Origin of the sequence: Rhizobium leguminosarum (genome assembly GCF_001679785.1) — a bacterium.
Classification (GTDB): Bacteria; Pseudomonadota; Alphaproteobacteria; order Rhizobiales; family Rhizobiaceae; genus Rhizobium; species Rhizobium leguminosarum_R.
Genome location: NZ_CP016286.1, coordinates 3,238,269 through 3,254,436 on the forward strand (window position 1 = coordinate 3,238,269; position 16,168 = coordinate 3,254,436).

A 16,168-nucleotide genomic window follows, 5' to 3' on the forward strand; every position below is an offset into this window, starting at 1 on the left:
GGCGTCTCCTTCTGGGCCTCGCGCATCAGGCGAACTGCAGGTGGCGCTTGATTCCGACATCCGGCATCTTGTCGTCGTCGAGATTGGCCTTGGCGATCTCCCAGCCGAATTTCAGCTTGTTGCCCGTGGAAACCCAGATCTCGGCATCGTCGACATGGAGGGACAGCATGGTGAGCTTGGGGTCCTTCTTGCCGCCGTCATACCAGGCCGCGACGATCGAGCTCCAGTATTCCTCGATCTTGGAGGGGTCGGGATGCACCTCGATCACACCGGCGAGGCAGGCGTGATAGTCGTGATCCTTGCCGATGACACAGAAATGCGCACGGCTGCCGGGCTTGATGGCGCGCACGATGTCGGCGTCGGTCTTGGTGTAGAACCAGATGGTGTTGGTGGTGGGATCGGCATGCGGCGCCATCGGCTGCATGTGCATGTCCAGTCCGGAAATTCCGAGCATGCCGGCATGAACATCGTTGACCTGATCCCAGAGCTGACGTGCTGGATGTTCCTGCGCCTCACTGAGACTTGCCATGACCGTTCCTTTCCGTTGGATGGAGTTCGGTTGAAACGTCATCCCCTCACCTTTGTTCCGAACTGCTTTTTCCTTGAACGGGTGCCGTTTCGCTCTTATAAGGCGGCCCATTCCGAACAATGAGACGTGAACAGGGGTGCCATGGCTGGCCATTCACAGTTTAAAAACATCATGCACCGCAAAGGCCGTCAGGATGCCGTGCGGTCGAAAATGTTCTCCAAGCTTGCGCGCGAAATCACCGTTGCCGCAAAGGCCGGCCTGCCCGACCCGACGATGAACGCCCGCCTTCGCCTGGCGATCCAGAACGCCAAGGCCCAGTCCATGCCGAAAGACAATATCGACCGCGCCATCAAGAAGGCAGCCGGCGCCGACGGCGAAAATTATGATGAAGTCCGCTATGAGGGCTACGGCCCCGGCGGCACGGCGATCATCGTCGAAGCCCTGACCGACAACCGCAACCGCACCGCCTCCAACGTCCGCTCGAGCTTCACCAAGGCCGGCGGCGCTCTCGGCGAAACCGGCTCCGTTTCCTTCTCCTTCGACCATGTCGGCGAAATCACCTACAAGCTTTCCGTCGGTGATGCTGACAAGGTGATGGAAGCCGCGATCGAAGCCGGCGCTGACGACGTCGAGACCGACGAAGACGGCCATTACATCACCTGCGCCTTCGAAGCCCTCGGCGAAGTGGCGAAAGCGCTGGAATCGAGCCTCGGCGAAGCCGAAACCGTCAAGGCCGTCTGGCGCGCCCAGAACAACGTGCCGGTAGACGAGGAAAAAGCCCAGTCGCTGCTGAAACTCATCGACAGCCTGGAAGACGACGACGACGTGCAGAACGTCTATTCCAACTTCGAGGTCTCGGAAGAAGTGCTGGCGAAGCTCTCGGCCTGATCTCCTCAGGCAGGCATCAAATAAAAACCCGGCACAACGCCGGGTTTTTATTTGCCGGAAAGATGGCGCCGTCGGAGTGCGCCTTGCGTAGATCCTAAGCGGCGGCTCGCATGAAATTTCCCAGCCCCGCGAATAGTTCCACCGATGTCAGCCGCGCCTCGATGTCGTGGATCGGCATCGAGATGATCACCTCGTCGGCCTCCGTTTCCTGTAGAAACTCCGTCAGTTTCGCCTCCGCCGTCTTCGGCGAGCCGACCACGGCATAACGCAGCGTGTGTTCGACATTCATCTTTTCCATCGGCGACCAGAAGTCCGCCATATCGGCCACCGGACGCGGAAACGGGCCGCGGACATTGCGGCGCAGATTGACGAACTGCTGCTCTGCGGAAGTGAAATGGTAGCGAGCCTCCTCATCCGTCGCCGCCACCGCACCCATCACGCCAACCATCACATGGGGCTTGTCGAGCGTCGCCGAGGGCTGGAAGCGGTCGCGGTAGATCGCGATCGCATCGAGCAGCATGTCGGGCGCGAAATGCGAAGCGAAGGCATAGGGAAGCCCCAGCATGGCCGCAAGCTGGGCGCTGTAGAGGCTGGAGCCGAGCAGCCAGATCGGGATATGCGAGCCATTGCCGGGAACTGCGAGGATCGCCTGGTTCTCGACCGGCGTGCCGAGGAGTTGCTGCAGTTCCACCACATCGTTGGGGAAACTGTTTGCGCCGGCCTCGAGGTTGCGCCGCAGCGCCTGTGCCGTGCGCATATCCGTTCCCGGCGCGCGCCCGAGGCCGAGATCGATGCGGCCGGGGAAGAGCGCCTCCAGCGTGCCGAACTGCTCGGCGATGACCAGCGGCGAATGATTGGGCAGCATGATGCCGCCGGAGCCGATGCGGATGCGTTTTGTCGCAGCTCCGACATGGCCGATGACGACGGCGGTGGCAGCACTGGCGATCCCCGGCATACCATGATGTTCGGCGAGCCAGAAGCGCTTGTAACCGAATTCCTCGGCCTTCACAGCCATCCGCGCCGAGCCATCGAGGGATTGGCGCACGGTGCTGCCTTCGGCAACGGGGGAAAGGTCGAGTATGGAAAAGGGAACCATGGGAAACCTGCCGGGCAGTTGAACGATGCCGTCTATGTAGGTTCGCGTCCGCACCATTCCAAACCATCCGCGCAAACAAAAAAGGCCGCGCGAGCGCGACCCCCTGTGCAAGATCAGAAGCAATCATTTACCGATGACGGCGCAGCATATGCACCTCAGCGCTCGGCTTGTGGTGGCCGGGCGGCAGCGTGAAATTGCCGAGCTGGCGATCCATTTCCAGGGCTTCGGTCGCCAGCCGGTGGATCGCCGCCGTCGTCTCCTCGACCATCGAGGCGTTCTGCTGCGTCATCGCGTCGAGTTCGGCAACGGCGCTATTGATCTCGCGCAGCGTATTGGCCTCCTCGCGGGTCGCACTCATGATCTCGTTGATCTGCCCGTTGATCGCCTCGACATGGGCGCCGATGCCCGTCAGCGCGACGCCCGCTTTTTCCACCAGCGTAACGCCGCTTTCGACCTCATACGTCGATTTCTGCAGCAGGCTGGAAATCTCCTTGGCGGCACTCGATGAGCGCTGGGCCAGCTCGCGCACTTCCATGGCGACGACGGCGAAGCCCTTGCCGGATTCACCGGCGCGCGCCGCCTCGACGCCGGCATTGAGCGCCAGGAGGTTCGTCTGGAAGGCGATGTCGTCGATGACGGAGATGATCGTGTTGATCTGGCGCGAGGAGGCCTGGATTGCCTCCATCGCCGCGATCGTCTCGCGCATGATCTGGCCTGAGCCGGTCGTCTCCTTCTTGGCGTCGCGGGCGATGCGCTCGGCCTGTTCGGCCCGCTCGATCTGCCGGCGGACCGACTGTGTGATGGCGCTGATCGCAGTCGCCGTCTCGGTGATCGAGCCGGCCTGGCGCTCGGTGCGCCCGGCAAGTTCGTCGGCGCCGGTGCGCATCTCCTCGGAGCCGGCGCGCACCGCCATCGAGTTGCCGCCGATGGCCGTCATGGTTTCGCTGAGCGTCGCCAGCGCCTCGTTGAAATTGACGCGCAGGCTTTCGAGCTCGTTCGGGAAGCGGGTATCGATCTGATAGGCGAGATCGCCGTTCGCCAGATGATGCAGGCCTTCGTCGAGCGCCTCGACCACCTGCTGCAGCGTCTTCGCCTCAGCCTCGCGCTCGGCAAGGTTCTGCTGACGGTCGTGCTCGGCCTGCAGGCGCGTCTCTTCGCTGGCGGCTTCGAGTTCGCGGCTTTCGATCAGCGAGTGGCGAAAGCGGTCGAGCGCATTGGCCATCGTGCCGATCTCGTCCTTGCGGTTCAGGCTGCCGATCTCGCTGTCGAGTTTGCCGTCGGCGACATCGCGGGTGACGCCGGCAAGCCGCGCAAGCGGCGAAAACAGCAAATTGGTGACGAGCCCGGTCGCGATCGCCATGACGACGAGCACGCCGATGCCGATCATCGTCAGCAGGGTGGCGATCTCGATCGAGCCGGCATTGAGCTCGCTCAACAGCACACTCTCGACCACGAGGAAGCGGTCGCCGCGATAGTCGATGCCGCGGACATAGGCGCGGGCCGCGCCGTCCGCCCTATCGAAATCGGCAACCGTCATCGTCGAACTGGCAAGCGCGCTCTTGATGAAGGTGAAGGGTGTCGCATCGAGCGTCGCAAGCTTACCGCTTCCGTCGAGACCGATGGCGGAACCATCGCCGGAGACGATCGCCGCCCGCGCCGTGCTGCCCCGGACGATGCCCTTGGCAAGGATGCCGGAGACGATGTCGTCGCGCACCTTGAAAAGAATGATTCCCTTGGCCGCTCCGAGCTTAATGATCGGCACCGCATAGAAGATCGCCGATTTGCCGCTGGCGGCATCGACGCGAAGGCCGGAAAAGCCTGTCGGCGCGGCGTCATCGGTCGCCTTGGCGGTATTCTCGATCGCCTTGGCGAAAGCGATGCCGGCGCCGGTTGCCTTCCAGGCGTCCGACTTCAGGTTCTCGGCGAAGTCGTCTTCCTTCTTGTAGGAATAGAGCACGGTACCTTCGAGGTCGGCGATCAGCAGATCGCTGAAGGCGGTATCCTCAAGGTCGCGAGCGACTTCGCCCTGTGTCTTCTCATGGTTCGAATAGTAAAAGCCGCTCGGCTCTTCCGGCTTCATGAGCTTCTCGCGCTGATCTGCCGGGTTGGGATTGCCCGATATGAAAACCTTCTTCAGCTCGGCGCGGGCGTCGCCCGAGGTCTTCTCGATCGTCTTCCAGCCGCTCTTTAGGCTGGTGATCGACATCTGCAGCGCCTCGATACGCGCGATGGAATTGGCCTGGTTTTCAAGCTGCGTCAGCTGATCCTGCAGCATGTCGCCGCGAAAGATCAGCACGCTTTCCTTGGCCTTCAGCGCCTGCTCGTCGGAAATGCGGCTGCTGGCGAAATAGGCAAGCACATCAATGACCGCGATCGACAGCACGGTCAGCAAAATGAATGTGGCGATGACCTTAAAGGACAGGGATTGAAATCTCCGAGCCATGTACGACGAACCCCTTCTGAACGCACCTGCCAAGCGCGGGCACGCAGCGCATGCCTGATCAACTGGCCTATAAACAGAACATCGGGGGCTTAAATCCTCGCGAAAAGAAGCCCCCTCGTATTCGATGACTAGAATTCAGGCATCTGTTTTAATTCGCGGTAAATGGCGGGGCCGAAATCCGGGAACGTTTTTGTTTTGTTCACATATCAATGGCAGTTATTTCGCAATGGCTATAGGTTGAACCATGCAAAATACGATTCGCATCGTCGGTATCGATCCCGGGCTTCGCCGCACCGGCTGGGGAATCATCGAGACATCAGGCAATTCCCTGCGGTTTGTGGCATCCGGAACCGTGACCTCCGATGGAGACATGGACCTTGCCTCCCGCCTTTGCCAATTGCACGACGGCCTGGCGGAGATCGTCCACAGCTATAAGCCGGATGAGGCGGCCGTCGAACAGACCTTCGTCAACAAGGATGCGGTGGCGACCCTGAAGCTTGGTCAGGCCCGCGGCATTGCCATGCTGGTGCCGGCGCGCGCCGGGCTGCCGGTCTCCGAATATGCCCCGAACGCCGTGAAGAAGGCCGTCATCGGCGTCGGCCATGGCGAAAAGCAACAGATCCACATGATGTTGAAGATCCTGATGCCGAAGGTCGAATTCAAGGGCAACGACGCCGCCGACGCCTTGGCGATCGCCATCTGCCATGCGCATAATCGCGGCAGCAACCGAATGCGGCAGGCATTGGCCGGATAGCTTGTTCTTGACTTGTTCCATTGGTAAGGATAATTCTTACTTTGAAGGAGCAACAAGATGCGAGTTACGTCCAAAGGCCAGGTCACCATTCCTCGTGATCTCAGGGAACTTGTCGGCATCGAGGCCAACAGCGAGGTCATTTTCTCGATAGAGGGCGGCAAGCTCGTTCTCTCGCCGAAGAACGGCAAGCAGGAGATCGAGGATCGGGGCCGCCTGGATCGTTTTATACAGACGATCCGTCGTCTCGAGGGCACTGGCGATCAGGAGATTGATGCCGAAGACCTTATGTCGATGACCCGTGATCGCTGATGGCCACACTTGTCGATACGAACATACTTGTCGATCTGGCCGTGGTCGGTTCGGACTGGCACGGTTGGTCGCGTCGAAAGATGCTTGACGTCTTCAAAGACGGTCCTGTCCTCATAAACCCGATCATCTATTCCGAATTTTCCGTTCGGTACGACGACGTGGACGAAGTCGATCGACTGCTGCCGCAGGAAGAATTCCGCCGCGAAAATCTGCCTTGGCCGGCTGCATTCGCCGCTGCTGCGGCCTTCCGGCTTTACCGTCGCGCCGGCGGTGGGCGCGAACGGGTATTGCCCGATTTCTTCATCGGCGCGCATGCGGCGATAAGGGGCTACAGAATTTTGACCCGCGATCCCAGCGGATACCGCTCCTATTTCCCCTCCGTTGACCTTATAACCCCCGAAACGCATCCTTGAGAGAGACCACGACCCATGATCGGCAAGCTGAAAGGCACCATAGACGAGATCGGCGAAGACTATGTGCTCGTCGATGTGCACGGCGTCTGCTACGTCGCCTATTGCTCGGCCCGCACCCTGTCGAAAATCGGCTCGGCAGGCGAGGCCTGCGTGCTGTTCATCGAGACCTATGTGCGCGAGGACCAGTTGAAGCTCTTCGGTTTCATGACGGCACTGGAGCGGGAATGGTTCAATCTGCTCCAGAGCGTCCAAGGCGTCGGCGCCAAGGTAGCGCTCGCCGTGCTCTCGACGCTGACGCCAGGCGAACTTGCCAATGCGATTGCCCTGCAGGACCGCGCCGCCGTCTCGCGTGCGCCGGGCGTCGGTCCCAAAGTGGCGATGCGCCTCGTCACCGAGCTCAAGAACCGAGCGCCGGCCTTTGCCGGGGAAGCGATCAATATCGCCCTCAAGCAGGAACTCGGCGAAGGGGTCGCGGCCGCGCCTGTCGCCGATGCGGTTTCCGCGCTGACCAACCTCGGCTATTCCCGCGACCAGGCGGCAAATGCGATTGCCGCGGCAATGAAGACGGCCGGCGAAGGTGCCGACAGCGCCAAGCTGATCCGGCTAGGGTTGAAGGAACTGGCGCGGTAGAGTAGGATGAATTGTCATTTTTTCCGCTGATTGACAAATTTTCCAACCAACACATGAAAATAGGATTTCTGTTCAATGCGGGGAGAATTTACGCTTTCACCCAAAGGCCAGATAACGCTTCCGAAAGAGCTCCGGGACACGCTCGGCCTTCAGCCCGGCGATCAGCTTGTTTTCTCCATCATCGATGGAGAGGTCGTGATTACACCGAAATCGATCAACTTCAATGATCTCGCCGGCCTTCTGGGATCGCCTCCAAATGGTCGTGCTTCCCTGGAGGAGATCGACGCAACCGTCACCGACGCTGCGGGCAGCGATGTGGTCAACGAAGCCACGCGGTCGAAATCGGATGTAGCGGCATGATGGCCTATGGCTTGGATACAAACGTCCTGCTGAGGCTCATCGTCGACGATGATCCAGAGCAAAGGGCGGCCGCCCTGAAATTCGGTGAAGGCATCGGCAGGGATTATCGTGGATTTCTCTCCTTGCTGAACCTCTTGGAACTGGATTGGGCGTTGCGCGCACGGTTCGGCTTCAAGAAAAAGGATGTTGTCGAGGCAATCGGCAAGTTGACACGCGTCAGGGGATTGGACATCGAGAACCAGACCCTCGTTATCAAGGCCCTGAGGGCCGTGGAAACGCGAAACGCCGATTTTGCCGATGCCTTGATCGGCTACCGCGCCGCGGATGAGGGATGCCAGGCGACCAAGACATTTGACCGGCACGCGTTCAAGACCGTGCCAGGTATGGAGCTTCTTTCATGAGCGAATCCGCCCGCCTGATATCGCCGGAAAAGCGGGGCGAAGACCTTGATATCACGTTGCGCCCGCAATCGCTGGACGAGTTCACCGGCCAGGCGGAAGCGCGCGCCAATCTCAAGGTCTTCATCGAGGCGGCGAAAAACCGCGGCGAAGCGCTGGACCATGTGCTCTTCGTCGGGCCGCCCGGCCTCGGTAAGACGACGCTGGCGCAGATCATGGCCAAAGAGCTCGGCGTCAACTTTCGCTCGACGTCGGGCCCTGTTATCGCCAAGGCCGGCGATCTCGCTGCCCTGCTCACCAATCTCGAGGAGCGCGACGTGCTCTTCATCGACGAAATCCATCGCCTCAATCCGGCCGTCGAGGAAATCCTCTATCCGGCCATGGAAGATTTCCAGCTCGACCTCATCATCGGGGAAGGCCCTGCCGCTCGCTCGGTGAAGATCGACCTGTCGAAATTCACGCTGGTGGCGGCCACCACCCGCCTCGGCCTGTTGACGACGCCGCTGCGTGACCGCTTTGGCATTCCGGTGCGCCTGAGCTTCTACACCGTCGAGGAGCTGGAACTGATCGTGCGCCGTGGCGCGCGGCTGATGAACCTGCCGATCACCGAGGAGGGCGCCCGCGAGATCGCAAGACGCGCCCGCGGCACCCCGCGCATCGCCGGCCGGCTGCTGCGGCGCGTGCGCGATTTCGCCGAGGTGGCAAGGGCGGAAGCCGTCACCCGCGAGATCGCCGACGAGGCGCTGACCCGCCTGCTGGTCGACAATGTCGGCTTCGACCAGCTCGACAAACGTTACCTCAACATGATCGCCGTCAATTTCGGCGGCGGTCCAGTCGGCATCGAAACCATTGCCGCCGGCCTTTCCGAGCCGCGCGACGCGATCGAGGACATCATCGAGCCCTACATGATCCAGCAAGGTTTCATCCAGCGCACGCCACGCGGCCGTGTTCTGACCGCAATCGCGTGGAAACATCTGGGAATGCAACCGCCCAAGGATATGGAGGCTGCGCAGTTCCGGCTGTTCCAGGAGGACAACTGAGTGATCACCCGCCGCGGATTTTTCAAGGTTCTGGGCGGCGGTGTCGCAGGCGTCATGTCGCTCGGTGGTTACGCCTTCGCCTATGAACCGCTCGCGCGGCTCGCCATCACCCGCTACCAGCTGACGCCTCCGGGATGGACCCCGGGGCTCAAGCTGCGCGTCGTGGCGCTCGCCGATCTCCATGCCTGCGAACCCTGGATGTCGGCAAGCCGCATTGCCGCGATCTGCCACAGGGCGAATGAACTTGAAGGCGACGTCACCGTCCTGCTCGGCGATTATGCCGCCGGCATGAACATGGTGACGCAGTACGTGCATTCGAGCCAATGGTCGAAGGCGCTCGCCACCTTGCAGGCCCCTCTCGGCGTCCATGCGGTCATGGGCAACCATGATTGGTGGGAGGATAGGACCGCCCAGAAGAACGGCGGGATGGAAACATTCGGACACCGGGCCCTCGCCGACGTCGGCATCCCGGTCTATGGCAACCGCGCCGTTCGGCTCGAAAAGGATGGCCGCGGCTTCTGGCTGGCAGGCCTCGAAGATCAGCTGGCGCTTCTGCCCGGCCGGAAATGGCGTCGCACACATATGCGCGGCCTCGACGATCTCGATGGAACGATGGCTCAGGTGACGGACGATGCGCCCGTCATTCTGCTCGCCCATGAGCCCGATATCTTTCCGCGCGTGCCCGAGCGTGTCTCGCTGACGCTATCGGGCCACACGCATGGCGGACAGATCCGCCTCCTCGGCCGTTCGCCGATCGTGCCCTCGCGTTACGGCAACCGCTACGCCTATGGCCATATGATCGAGGAGGGGCGTAATATCATCGTTTCCGGCGGCCTCGGCTGCTCCATCGCACCGGTGCGCTTCGGCGTGCCGCCGGAAATTGTCGTGATCGATCTTGGATAAGAATGGCATGGCCAAGCGCACTCTCATCCGCCTGAATGCGGGCGCTGAGCGTTTCAACTATCGCATCGCCGGCCTCGGCTTTCGCGACGGCCACGTGCTCGTCCACCGCGCCGTGCATGAGCCCTTCTGGACCTTTCCAGGCGGCAGGGCGGAAATCGGCGAGACGTCGGAGGAAACACTGAAACGGGAGATGGTGGAAGAACTGGGCGTTGAGGTGACCGTCCATCGCTTGCTGTGGATCGTCGAGAACTTCTTCCGCTACGAACAGCGCGACTGGCATGAACTCGGTCTCTATTACCTGATGGACCTCCCGCCGGAATTCCCCTTTTTGTCCGGCGAGATCATCCATCGCGTCGAGGACGGCGACAACCATCTCGAGTTCAAATGGGTGCCGGCAACGCGTAATGCCCTGTGCGCACTCGACATCCCGCCCTATTTCATCTCCGATGAAATCGAAAACCTTCCCGTTGTGCCACGTCATCTCGTCTGGCGGGACGGCGATCTCGACGGCAAAGACTGATGTTACGACGTCCTTTGCGCCTCAAAAGGCGCCCGGTGCTGTAGCCAAAAGCGCTTAAAGAGGAGATGCGCCGATGCCGACCTTCGATCCTGTCAGGCCATTCCGCAAACTTGCCTATAACAACGCCCTCGCCAACCGCCGGCTACTTCAGGCCTGCGCGACTTTAAAGCCTGGAGAATTCGAAGCGCCACGCTCCAGCTTCTTCCCCTCGATCAAGGAAACCTTGAACCATATCATCACGGTCGACTGGTTCTATGTCGACGGCCTGGAAGGCGGCACGCTCGGGCTCAAGGCCTTCGAGGTAGACGAACCGTTCGATGACGTTTCCTCGCTGGCAGAAGCGCAGGCGAAGGTCGATCAGCGCCTGACGGCGCTTTGCGATGCCCTGACGCCGGAGAGGCTCACCTCGACCATCAGCCTCCATCGCGGCGACCGCATCCAGGAGGAGCGGATGGAGGACGTGCTCGCCCACCTCTTCCAGCATCAGACCCATCATCGCGGACAGGTGCATTCGATGCTGTCCGGCACTAGCGTCGCTCCGCCGCAACTCGACGAATTCATCGTTGCCGACGATGCCCGCTTCCGCGGCAGCGAGCTTATAGATCTCGGCTGGAGCGAAGAGAAGCTGATGCGTTAGCGCGTCCTGCGGGCCGCGAGTGCGTAAGTCTCTATTTGATGCATGTCGTGCAAAACCGCTGCATAGTTTGGGCGACATGCATTAATTCTGCAGCCGCTTCTTCAGCCCGTCGATGATTGTCTTAGTGAGAAGATCGTAATTCTCGTCGAAGTGATGATCGCCGGGCAGTTCGATGACCTCGGCGCCGCTATCCTTCAGCGCCGGACAAGCAACATCGTCATCGTCGTCCTTGCCGTAGATACATTGGACGAGCTTCGGATCGATGTTCTTCAGATCGCCGACGGGATCACCTGCCGCCCCTTCCGTCTTCTGGCCGAGCCAGCCGAGAACGGAGATGACGTAGTCGACTTCATGCGAAAGCGACAGCAGCGACAATTGCGCCACCGCCGACTTTTCGGCTGGCTTGAGGAGTTGGTAGGTGGCTGGCACGACGTCGGCGCCGAAGGAATAACCGACGAGCAGCACGTGCTTCACCTTCCACTGCTTGCGGTAGAAATCGATGATCTTCGAAAGATCGGCGGCGGTCTCCTCCGGCTTGCGCTCCGACCAGAAATAGTGGAGCGAATCGACGCCGACGACCGGAATACCTTCCTTCTGCAGCGTGCCGCCGACCTCCTTGTCGATGTCGCGCCAGCCGCCGTCGCCGGAATAGATCACCGCCATCGTATCGAAGGCCGGCGTTGCCTCGAGCACCGCCAGCGGCAGGCCAAGCGGGTTGCCGAAAGCGCCGGAGGCGGTGACGAGATCGTCGAGCGTATCGGCAAACGCCGTCTGCGCATCGTCGGTGGAATCGCGGATCTCGATCTCGTCATGGGCCTTCTTCAGCGCCTCGGCATGCGCCCGGCCATCCTTATTGGCATCAGGCGTAAAGACGGTAATGATCGGGTCCGGCAGGATGCCGTCGCTAAGGCCATAGACCGTGCGTTCGCCGACCACCTGCTTGGACGCCGGCGTGCAAAGCTCCTTGGCAAGCGGAATGCCGGCGACCGGATTAACGGCAAGTGTCTGGCCGATGGTCGCATCCGGTGTTTGCGCGGTGATCGCCAGCGCCAAGGCCCCGCCCTCGCCGATGCCGGCGACGATCGGCAGGTGATAGGCGCTGTTGCCGGTCGCGCGCTGCACCTGCTGGCTCAGCGATTCAATGTCCGACACCATATAGACGCAGCCGTCGTTGAGGCTGACGTCGTAGCGGCTGAGCGCCTGGATATAGGATGGAAAGTCGACGCCGATGACGACGGCGCCTTCGGCGACCAACCTGTCGGCTTCGCCCTTCTCATAGTCGCCCCAGCCGGCCGCATCCGAGATCAGCATCACCGTGCCCTTCACCTCCCCTTCTGGCAGGAAGATGTGCGGCGACGGAATGAGCCCGGTTTCGAATCTCTGCGTGGTTTCCTCGGCGGCATCAGCCGGTGCGGCCGCGAGCATGCAGGCGCATGCCGTGGCAAGAAGGATTGTCCTGATCATTTTCTCACTACCCCTTTCAATCCGCCCCCGATTAGAAATGTCGCGTCCATCAACGCGATCATCGGATTGCCTCCTCCGGAGACTGCAAGATAGCGCGGTTGCCAGTGCGGATGAAACTTGGATTTGAATGCCCGAAGGCCTTTGAAGTTATAGAAGCGCTCGCCGTGTTCGAAGACGGTGCTGCCGATGCGGTCCCAGACAGGCGCCGCCTCGCGTTTCGACATGCCGGAGAGAGGCGCCATGCCGAGGTTGAAGTGGGTGAAACCCTGCCCGCGCAGATATTCCATGATCTGCACGAAGAGAAAGTCCATCGAGCCCTTCGGCGCGTCCGGCGAGAAGCGCATGAGATCGATCGTGCCCTCCTGTCTGGATTCGGTCACGAGGATATTGGCGAAAGCGACGATCCTGCCGTCCTTTTTCAGGATGCCGACCGGCTGCGAGGAGACATAATCGGAATCGAAAGCGCCGAGCGAGAAGCCCTTTTCCTTGGCATTGTGATGCTCGAGCCAGGCCGTCGAAACGGCGGCTAGATCATCGATGACCGAAGACAGGTCCTGCGGTTCGACCACGGCGAATTCCAGCCCGTCGCGCTGGGCGCGGCTTGCCGTCTGGCGAAGGTTCGCCCATTTGCCGCCCTTCATCTCGAAGGTCCTGAGATCGGCCACCGCCAGTTCGCCGAGCTTGAAGGCGCGAAGGCCGGCATCGGCGCAATGGGACAGCAGCGCCGGCGATATCTGGTAGAACACGGCCCGGCAGCCGGCGGCACGCGCGGCTTCGACGAAACGCCAGACGAGTTCCTGCACGGCGCGATGGTCGCCGACCGGATCGAACAGCGCGATCCAAGAGCGCCCCTGCCGACCGTACATAATGAAAGCATCGCGGTTTTCCGAGAACATGATGCTCTTGTCGCCCATGCGCACCAGATTGGCGTCGGCATTGCCCTGCTTCATGACGATCTCGACGGCGCGCGCCAGCGCCTCGTCCGTCGCCGGTTCCGGCCGGAAGGTCGCCGGCCGGAGCAGGCTGAAGACGGCGATCGCCGACGAGATGATGGTAATGCCGAGGACGGCGCGCAACCCGCGCGGCGCCTCGGCGGTGAACTCGAACTGCCACCAGAGCTGGTTGCTGTATTCGACGTCGCGATAGACGAAGAGCAGGATGACGACGGCGCCGACGACGATGACGGCGATCGCCATCAGCCAGGACGCCGTCAGCGCCTGGTTGAGCAGCGAAGCCTGGCGGGTAAAGAGCCGGCGGCTGACGAAAAGCCCGAAGATGAGGAAGGCGAGAAAAGCGGCTTCGACGAGCGCGATCGCCTTCAGCAGCGACAAAGTCAGCGCGGCAAGCGCCGAGAACACGGCCACCCACCAGGCGCCGTCGAGCCGCTGGCCGAGGCCGCGCGCGGCGACGACGAGTGCCAGCCCCAGCAGGCTGGAGAGGAAATGCGCCCCTTCGACCATCGGCAGCGGCAGATAGTTGGAGAGGAATTCGAGGTTCTGGTCCGGCGTCGGCGTGACGCTGGAAAACACCAGCATGACGCCGAGCAGCAGCGCGAGAGCCGACAGCAGCTGCGGCATCAGCCGTCCGCCGATGCGCCGCACACTGGAGGCGGCCGGATGATCGACGAAGCGCCGCAGCTCCGCCGCCGAGACCGCGAGCACGGCGATCAGCAGCGGCAGCACATGGTAGACCAGCCGGTAGAGCACCAGCGATCCGAGCACGGCATCGATGTTCACCGCGCTGCCGAGCGAGGCGATGATCACGGTTTCGAACACGCCGAGCCCGGCCGGAACATGGCTGAGCACGCCGAGTCCGACTGCGATCGCATAGACGGCGAGGAAGACCGGCCAGCCGATGGCCGTCTGCGGCAGCAGCACGTAAAGCACGGACGCCGAGGCGGCGATATCGAAGGCGGTAACGAGGAACTGCCGCGACCAGGTACGCGAATCCGGCAGGCGGATTGCCACAGGGCCAAGATCGAGCACGCGCCCGTCACGGCCGATAATCATCACCGCGCCCAGAATGGCGACGATCGAACCGGCGATCAACCGCAGGAGGAAGGCACTGACCCCGATCAGCGGGCCGATCTCGTCGGCGATGACGATGAGGGCGATCGCCGCAACGCCCGCGAGCCCGAGACCGAAGGACAGCGTGACGAAGGCGATAATGCGGCCGATATCCTCCGGCGAGAGCCCGAGGCGCGTATAAGCGCGGTAGCGGATCGCGCCGCCCGAAAGCGCGCCGAAACCGGCGGTATTGCCGACCGCATAAGCGCTGAACGCCGTCAGCGCCACATGCGGAAAGGGCAGCTTCTTGCCGATATATTCGATGGCGTTGAGGTCGTAGAAGATCAGCGCGAGGAAACTGAGCGCCGTGAAGAACAGCGCAAGCAGGATCGCGCTCGGCCTGGTCGCCGCCAGCGCACCGACGACGTCGTCATAGCGCACCTCGTTGGTGAGCTGCATGATCGCGTAACCGACGAGGCAGAAGACCACGAGTGACGCGGCTGCCAACAACGGCGTTCTGTACCGTCTGAATAGCCCGCGAAAAGAAAACCCGCCGTCCGTTTCTTCGATATTTTCCAAATTGCCGTGACCCGACATCTCGTACCTGTCGCAACTGCCAGCGTGGCGGGAATCATTTCAGATGACGTAACATAAGAGGCATAGAAGCTCTATGAAGCCATGCCGCCGCTACCCCACCTCGCCCTTTGCGCCTCAATCATCCTCAATTGGGGCGAATTTGCGCAGGTGGGCGTCGCGGCACATTGCATTTTCGTAAGCTTCGGCAGAGCCTTGCCCCCGATGGAGATTTGAGACGCGGGAGAACGGTTCGATATGCAGGGTGATGCGGCCTTCGTAATACTTGCCCTCGGACGTCTGCTGCTGGGCGGCCTCTATGTCGCTGGCGGCATTCATCATTTTTTCGTCATCGTGCCGCTGACCGACGCGATCGAAGCCCGCGGCGTCCCTTTTGCGAAAGGAGTGCTGGTCTTGGGCAGCATGTTCCAGATCGTCGCCGGCATCCTGCTGATGCTCGGCCTTTTCGTCACGACAGCGGCATTCGGTCTCATCATCTTCACGCTGGCGGCCACCGTCATGCTGCTGAATTTCTGGGACATGCAGGGAACGGCGCGCGACAGCGCGATCAATACCTGGAAAACCAACATGGCGATCATCGGCGGCCTGCTGATCGCAGCCGCCGGCGCGATGTAAGGCGGTTCATGCCGCCGGCTCGGCGCCCGCCCGGACATGCGCGGCGTAGCGCGCGACGGCAGCATCCACCTCCGCGTCGCGATCGCCTGCCACCTGCACCGTCGGCACGGCAGATTCGATGCCGTTTTCCTTGAAGGCATTGCGGATCATCGCCAGCGCATTGCGGCGGATGACGAATTGCTCGCCGGGCTTCGTCATCATCGACTGAATCACCGCCCAGCCGAAAATGAATAGATGACGAAAGTCGCACAGCGCCGGTACCAGAACAATGCGACCGTCGGCCCGGGCATGATCGCAGCGGTGATACGCTGCCGTTCTTCCTCCACCCTCGTCAGCCCGATGAGATCGACCAGCACGCCGCCGAAGCAGATCGTAAAGCACTGGACGAGGAGCGCGACGACGCAGACGATCGCGATGCTCTGGCTGAGCGGTGGCCAGCTGAGGCTGAGAAGTGTCAGCACCGTTGCCGCCGCGAAGATCAATGCCGGGATGAGGCGCGGCGCGAGATGGAAGCCCGCCATCTGCGCCGCCTGACAGCGTCGGCTATGACGGCGCGCGCTACAGCGCCA

General features: G+C 61.7%; 18 protein-coding genes and 1 pseudogene. 12 read left to right on the top strand and 7 right to left on the bottom strand.

Going from position 1 to position 16,168, the window contains the following annotated elements; translation table 11 throughout:
• Positions 1-25 precede the first annotated feature (25 nt).
• A complete protein-coding gene (locus tag BA011_RS15970) occupies positions 26-529 on the bottom strand; it encodes a pyridoxamine 5'-phosphate oxidase family protein (protein ID WP_012758860.1) in 504 nt (167 codons plus the stop codon).
• Positions 530-670: 141 nt separating this feature from the next.
• Here BA011_RS15970 and BA011_RS15975 point away from each other — a divergent pair, with 141 nt between their 5' ends.
• Positions 671-1,417 carry a YebC/PmpR family DNA-binding transcriptional regulator gene (locus BA011_RS15975; protein ID WP_065281176.1) on the top strand — a complete coding sequence of 249 codons (747 nt, stop codon included), beginning with the start codon at positions 671-673 and terminating at the stop codon, positions 1,415-1,417.
• A 94-nt stretch (positions 1,418-1,511) separates the two neighbouring features.
• On the opposite strand, the gene BA011_RS15980 is transcribed toward BA011_RS15975, so the two are convergent.
• Both BA011_RS15980 and BA011_RS15985 read right to left on the bottom strand, forming a co-directional pair.
• Positions 1,512-2,513 carry an LLM class flavin-dependent oxidoreductase gene (locus BA011_RS15980; protein ID WP_065282564.1) on the bottom strand — a complete coding sequence of 334 codons (1,002 nt, stop codon included), beginning with the start codon at positions 2,511-2,513 and terminating at the stop codon, positions 1,512-1,514.
• Positions 2,514-2,640: 127 nt separating this feature from the next.
• Positions 2,641-4,956: a methyl-accepting chemotaxis protein gene (locus BA011_RS15985; protein ID WP_065281177.1), complete on the bottom strand. Its 2,316-nt coding sequence runs from the start codon at positions 4,954-4,956 to the stop codon at positions 2,641-2,643.
• Positions 4,957-5,200: 244 nt separating this feature from the next.
• On the opposite strand from BA011_RS15985, the gene ruvC reads away from it, so the two are divergent.
• The 10 genes from ruvC to BA011_RS16035 all read left to right on the top strand — a co-directional run bounded on the left by ruvC (position 5,201) and on the right by BA011_RS16035 (position 10,920).
• Complete coding sequence (ruvC, locus tag BA011_RS15990; protein ID WP_003542749.1) at positions 5,201-5,710, top strand: crossover junction endodeoxyribonuclease RuvC; 510 nt, start codon at positions 5,201-5,203, stop codon at positions 5,708-5,710.
• Between the two features lie 57 nt (positions 5,711-5,767).
• Positions 5,768-6,019, top strand: coding sequence for an AbrB/MazE/SpoVT family DNA-binding domain-containing protein (locus tag BA011_RS15995; RefSeq protein WP_017961997.1), 252 nt, complete (start codon positions 5,768-5,770; stop codon positions 6,017-6,019).
• Positions 6,019-6,432 carry a type II toxin-antitoxin system VapC family toxin gene (locus BA011_RS16000; protein WP_065281178.1) on the top strand — a complete coding sequence of 138 codons (414 nt, stop codon included), beginning with the start codon at positions 6,019-6,021 and terminating at the stop codon, positions 6,430-6,432. Before BA011_RS15995 ends, BA011_RS16000 begins: the two co-directional genes overlap by 1 nt.
• Before the next feature lie 15 nt (positions 6,433-6,447).
• On the top strand, positions 6,448-7,062 hold the full coding sequence (ruvA, locus tag BA011_RS16005; protein WP_065281179.1) for a Holliday junction branch migration protein RuvA: 615 nt from the start codon (positions 6,448-6,450) through the stop codon (positions 7,060-7,062).
• Positions 7,063-7,137: 75 nt separating this feature from the next.
• Positions 7,138-7,422, top strand: coding sequence for an AbrB/MazE/SpoVT family DNA-binding domain-containing protein (locus tag BA011_RS16010; RefSeq protein ID WP_065281180.1), 285 nt, complete (start codon positions 7,138-7,140; stop codon positions 7,420-7,422).
• Positions 7,419-7,823: a PIN domain-containing protein gene (locus BA011_RS16015; protein WP_081374214.1), complete on the top strand. Its 405-nt coding sequence runs from the start codon at positions 7,419-7,421 to the stop codon at positions 7,821-7,823. Before BA011_RS16010 ends, BA011_RS16015 begins: the two co-directional genes overlap by 4 nt.
• Positions 7,820-8,860 (top strand): Holliday junction branch migration DNA helicase RuvB, encoded by a 1,041-nt coding sequence (ruvB, locus tag BA011_RS16020; protein WP_017968121.1) that lies wholly within the window; start codon positions 7,820-7,822, stop codon positions 8,858-8,860. The genes BA011_RS16015 and ruvB overlap by 4 nt, the downstream gene beginning before the upstream one ends.
• Positions 8,861-9,763: a metallophosphoesterase gene (locus BA011_RS16025; RefSeq protein ID WP_065281181.1), complete on the top strand. Its 903-nt coding sequence runs from the start codon at positions 8,861-8,863 to the stop codon at positions 9,761-9,763.
• Between the two features lie 7 nt (positions 9,764-9,770).
• Positions 9,771-10,283, top strand: coding sequence for an NUDIX hydrolase (locus BA011_RS16030; protein ID WP_065281182.1), 513 nt, complete (start codon positions 9,771-9,773; stop codon positions 10,281-10,283).
• A 73-nt stretch (positions 10,284-10,356) separates the two neighbouring features.
• Positions 10,357-10,920 (top strand): DinB family protein, encoded by a 564-nt coding sequence (locus BA011_RS16035; RefSeq protein ID WP_065281183.1) that lies wholly within the window; start codon positions 10,357-10,359, stop codon positions 10,918-10,920.
• A gap of 81 nt (positions 10,921-11,001) precedes the next feature.
• Here the strand turns inward: BA011_RS16035 and BA011_RS16040 are convergent, their stop codons facing one another.
• Both BA011_RS16040 and mprF read right to left on the bottom strand, forming a co-directional pair.
• A complete protein-coding gene (locus BA011_RS16040; RefSeq protein WP_065281184.1) occupies positions 11,002-12,384 on the bottom strand; it encodes a virulence factor family protein in 1,383 nt (460 codons plus the stop codon).
• Positions 12,381-14,987, bottom strand: coding sequence for a bifunctional lysylphosphatidylglycerol flippase/synthetase MprF (gene mprF, locus BA011_RS16045; RefSeq protein ID WP_065281185.1), 2,607 nt, complete (start codon positions 14,985-14,987; stop codon positions 12,381-12,383). Before mprF ends, BA011_RS16040 begins: the two co-directional genes overlap by 4 nt.
• A 234-nt stretch (positions 14,988-15,221) precedes the next feature.
• Here mprF and BA011_RS16050 point away from each other — a divergent pair, with 234 nt between their 5' ends.
• Positions 15,222-15,599: a DoxX family protein gene (locus BA011_RS16050; protein ID WP_065281186.1), complete on the top strand. Its 378-nt coding sequence runs from the start codon at positions 15,222-15,224 to the stop codon at positions 15,597-15,599.
• Between the two features lie 6 nt (positions 15,600-15,605).
• Here the strand turns inward: BA011_RS16050 and BA011_RS16055 are convergent, their stop codons facing one another.
• Positions 15,606-15,800 carry a mechanosensitive ion channel family protein gene (locus BA011_RS16055; RefSeq protein ID WP_065281187.1) on the bottom strand — a complete coding sequence of 65 codons (195 nt, stop codon included), beginning with the start codon at positions 15,798-15,800 and terminating at the stop codon, positions 15,606-15,608.
• Positions 15,798-16,141: pseudogene (locus BA011_RS16060) on the bottom strand (mechanosensitive ion channel protein); the annotation flags it as partial. The gene BA011_RS16055 and the pseudogene BA011_RS16060, both read right to left, overlap by 3 nt.
• Positions 16,142-16,168: the final 27 nt, after the last annotated feature.

Coding starts and splice junctions, on each gene's coding strand:
- BA011_RS15970 (WP_012758860.1), bottom strand. CDS start 529: ATGGCAAGTCTCAGTGAGGCGCAGGAACATCCAGCACGTCAGCTCTGG.
- BA011_RS15975 (WP_065281176.1), top strand. CDS start 671: ATGGCTGGCCATTCACAGTTTAAAAACATCATGCACCGCAAAGGCCGT.
- BA011_RS15980 (WP_065282564.1), bottom strand. CDS start 2,513: ATGGTTCCCTTTTCCATACTCGACCTTTCCCCCGTTGCCGAAGGCAGC.
- BA011_RS15985 (WP_065281177.1), bottom strand. CDS start 4,956: ATGGCTCGGAGATTTCAATCCCTGTCCTTTAAGGTCATCGCCACATTC.
- ruvC (WP_003542749.1), top strand. CDS start 5,201: ATGCAAAATACGATTCGCATCGTCGGTATCGATCCCGGGCTTCGCCGC.
- BA011_RS15995 (WP_017961997.1), top strand. CDS start 5,768: ATGCGAGTTACGTCCAAAGGCCAGGTCACCATTCCTCGTGATCTCAGG.
- BA011_RS16000 (WP_065281178.1), top strand. CDS start 6,019: ATGGCCACACTTGTCGATACGAACATACTTGTCGATCTGGCCGTGGTC.
- ruvA (WP_065281179.1), top strand. CDS start 6,448: ATGATCGGCAAGCTGAAAGGCACCATAGACGAGATCGGCGAAGACTAT.
- BA011_RS16010 (WP_065281180.1), top strand. CDS start 7,138: ATGCGGGGAGAATTTACGCTTTCACCCAAAGGCCAGATAACGCTTCCG.
- BA011_RS16015 (WP_081374214.1), top strand. CDS start 7,419: ATGATGGCCTATGGCTTGGATACAAACGTCCTGCTGAGGCTCATCGTC.
- ruvB (WP_017968121.1), top strand. CDS start 7,820: ATGAGCGAATCCGCCCGCCTGATATCGCCGGAAAAGCGGGGCGAAGAC.
- BA011_RS16030 (WP_065281182.1), top strand. CDS start 9,771: ATGGCCAAGCGCACTCTCATCCGCCTGAATGCGGGCGCTGAGCGTTTC.
- BA011_RS16035 (WP_065281183.1), top strand. CDS start 10,357: ATGCCGACCTTCGATCCTGTCAGGCCATTCCGCAAACTTGCCTATAAC.
- BA011_RS16040 (WP_065281184.1), bottom strand. CDS start 12,384: ATGATCAGGACAATCCTTCTTGCCACGGCATGCGCCTGCATGCTCGCG.
- mprF (WP_065281185.1), bottom strand. CDS start 14,987: ATGTCGGGTCACGGCAATTTGGAAAATATCGAAGAAACGGACGGCGGG.
- BA011_RS16050 (WP_065281186.1), top strand. CDS start 15,222: ATGCAGGGTGATGCGGCCTTCGTAATACTTGCCCTCGGACGTCTGCTG.
- BA011_RS16055 (WP_065281187.1), bottom strand. CDS start 15,800: ATGATGACGAAGCCCGGCGAGCAATTCGTCATCCGCCGCAATGCGCTG.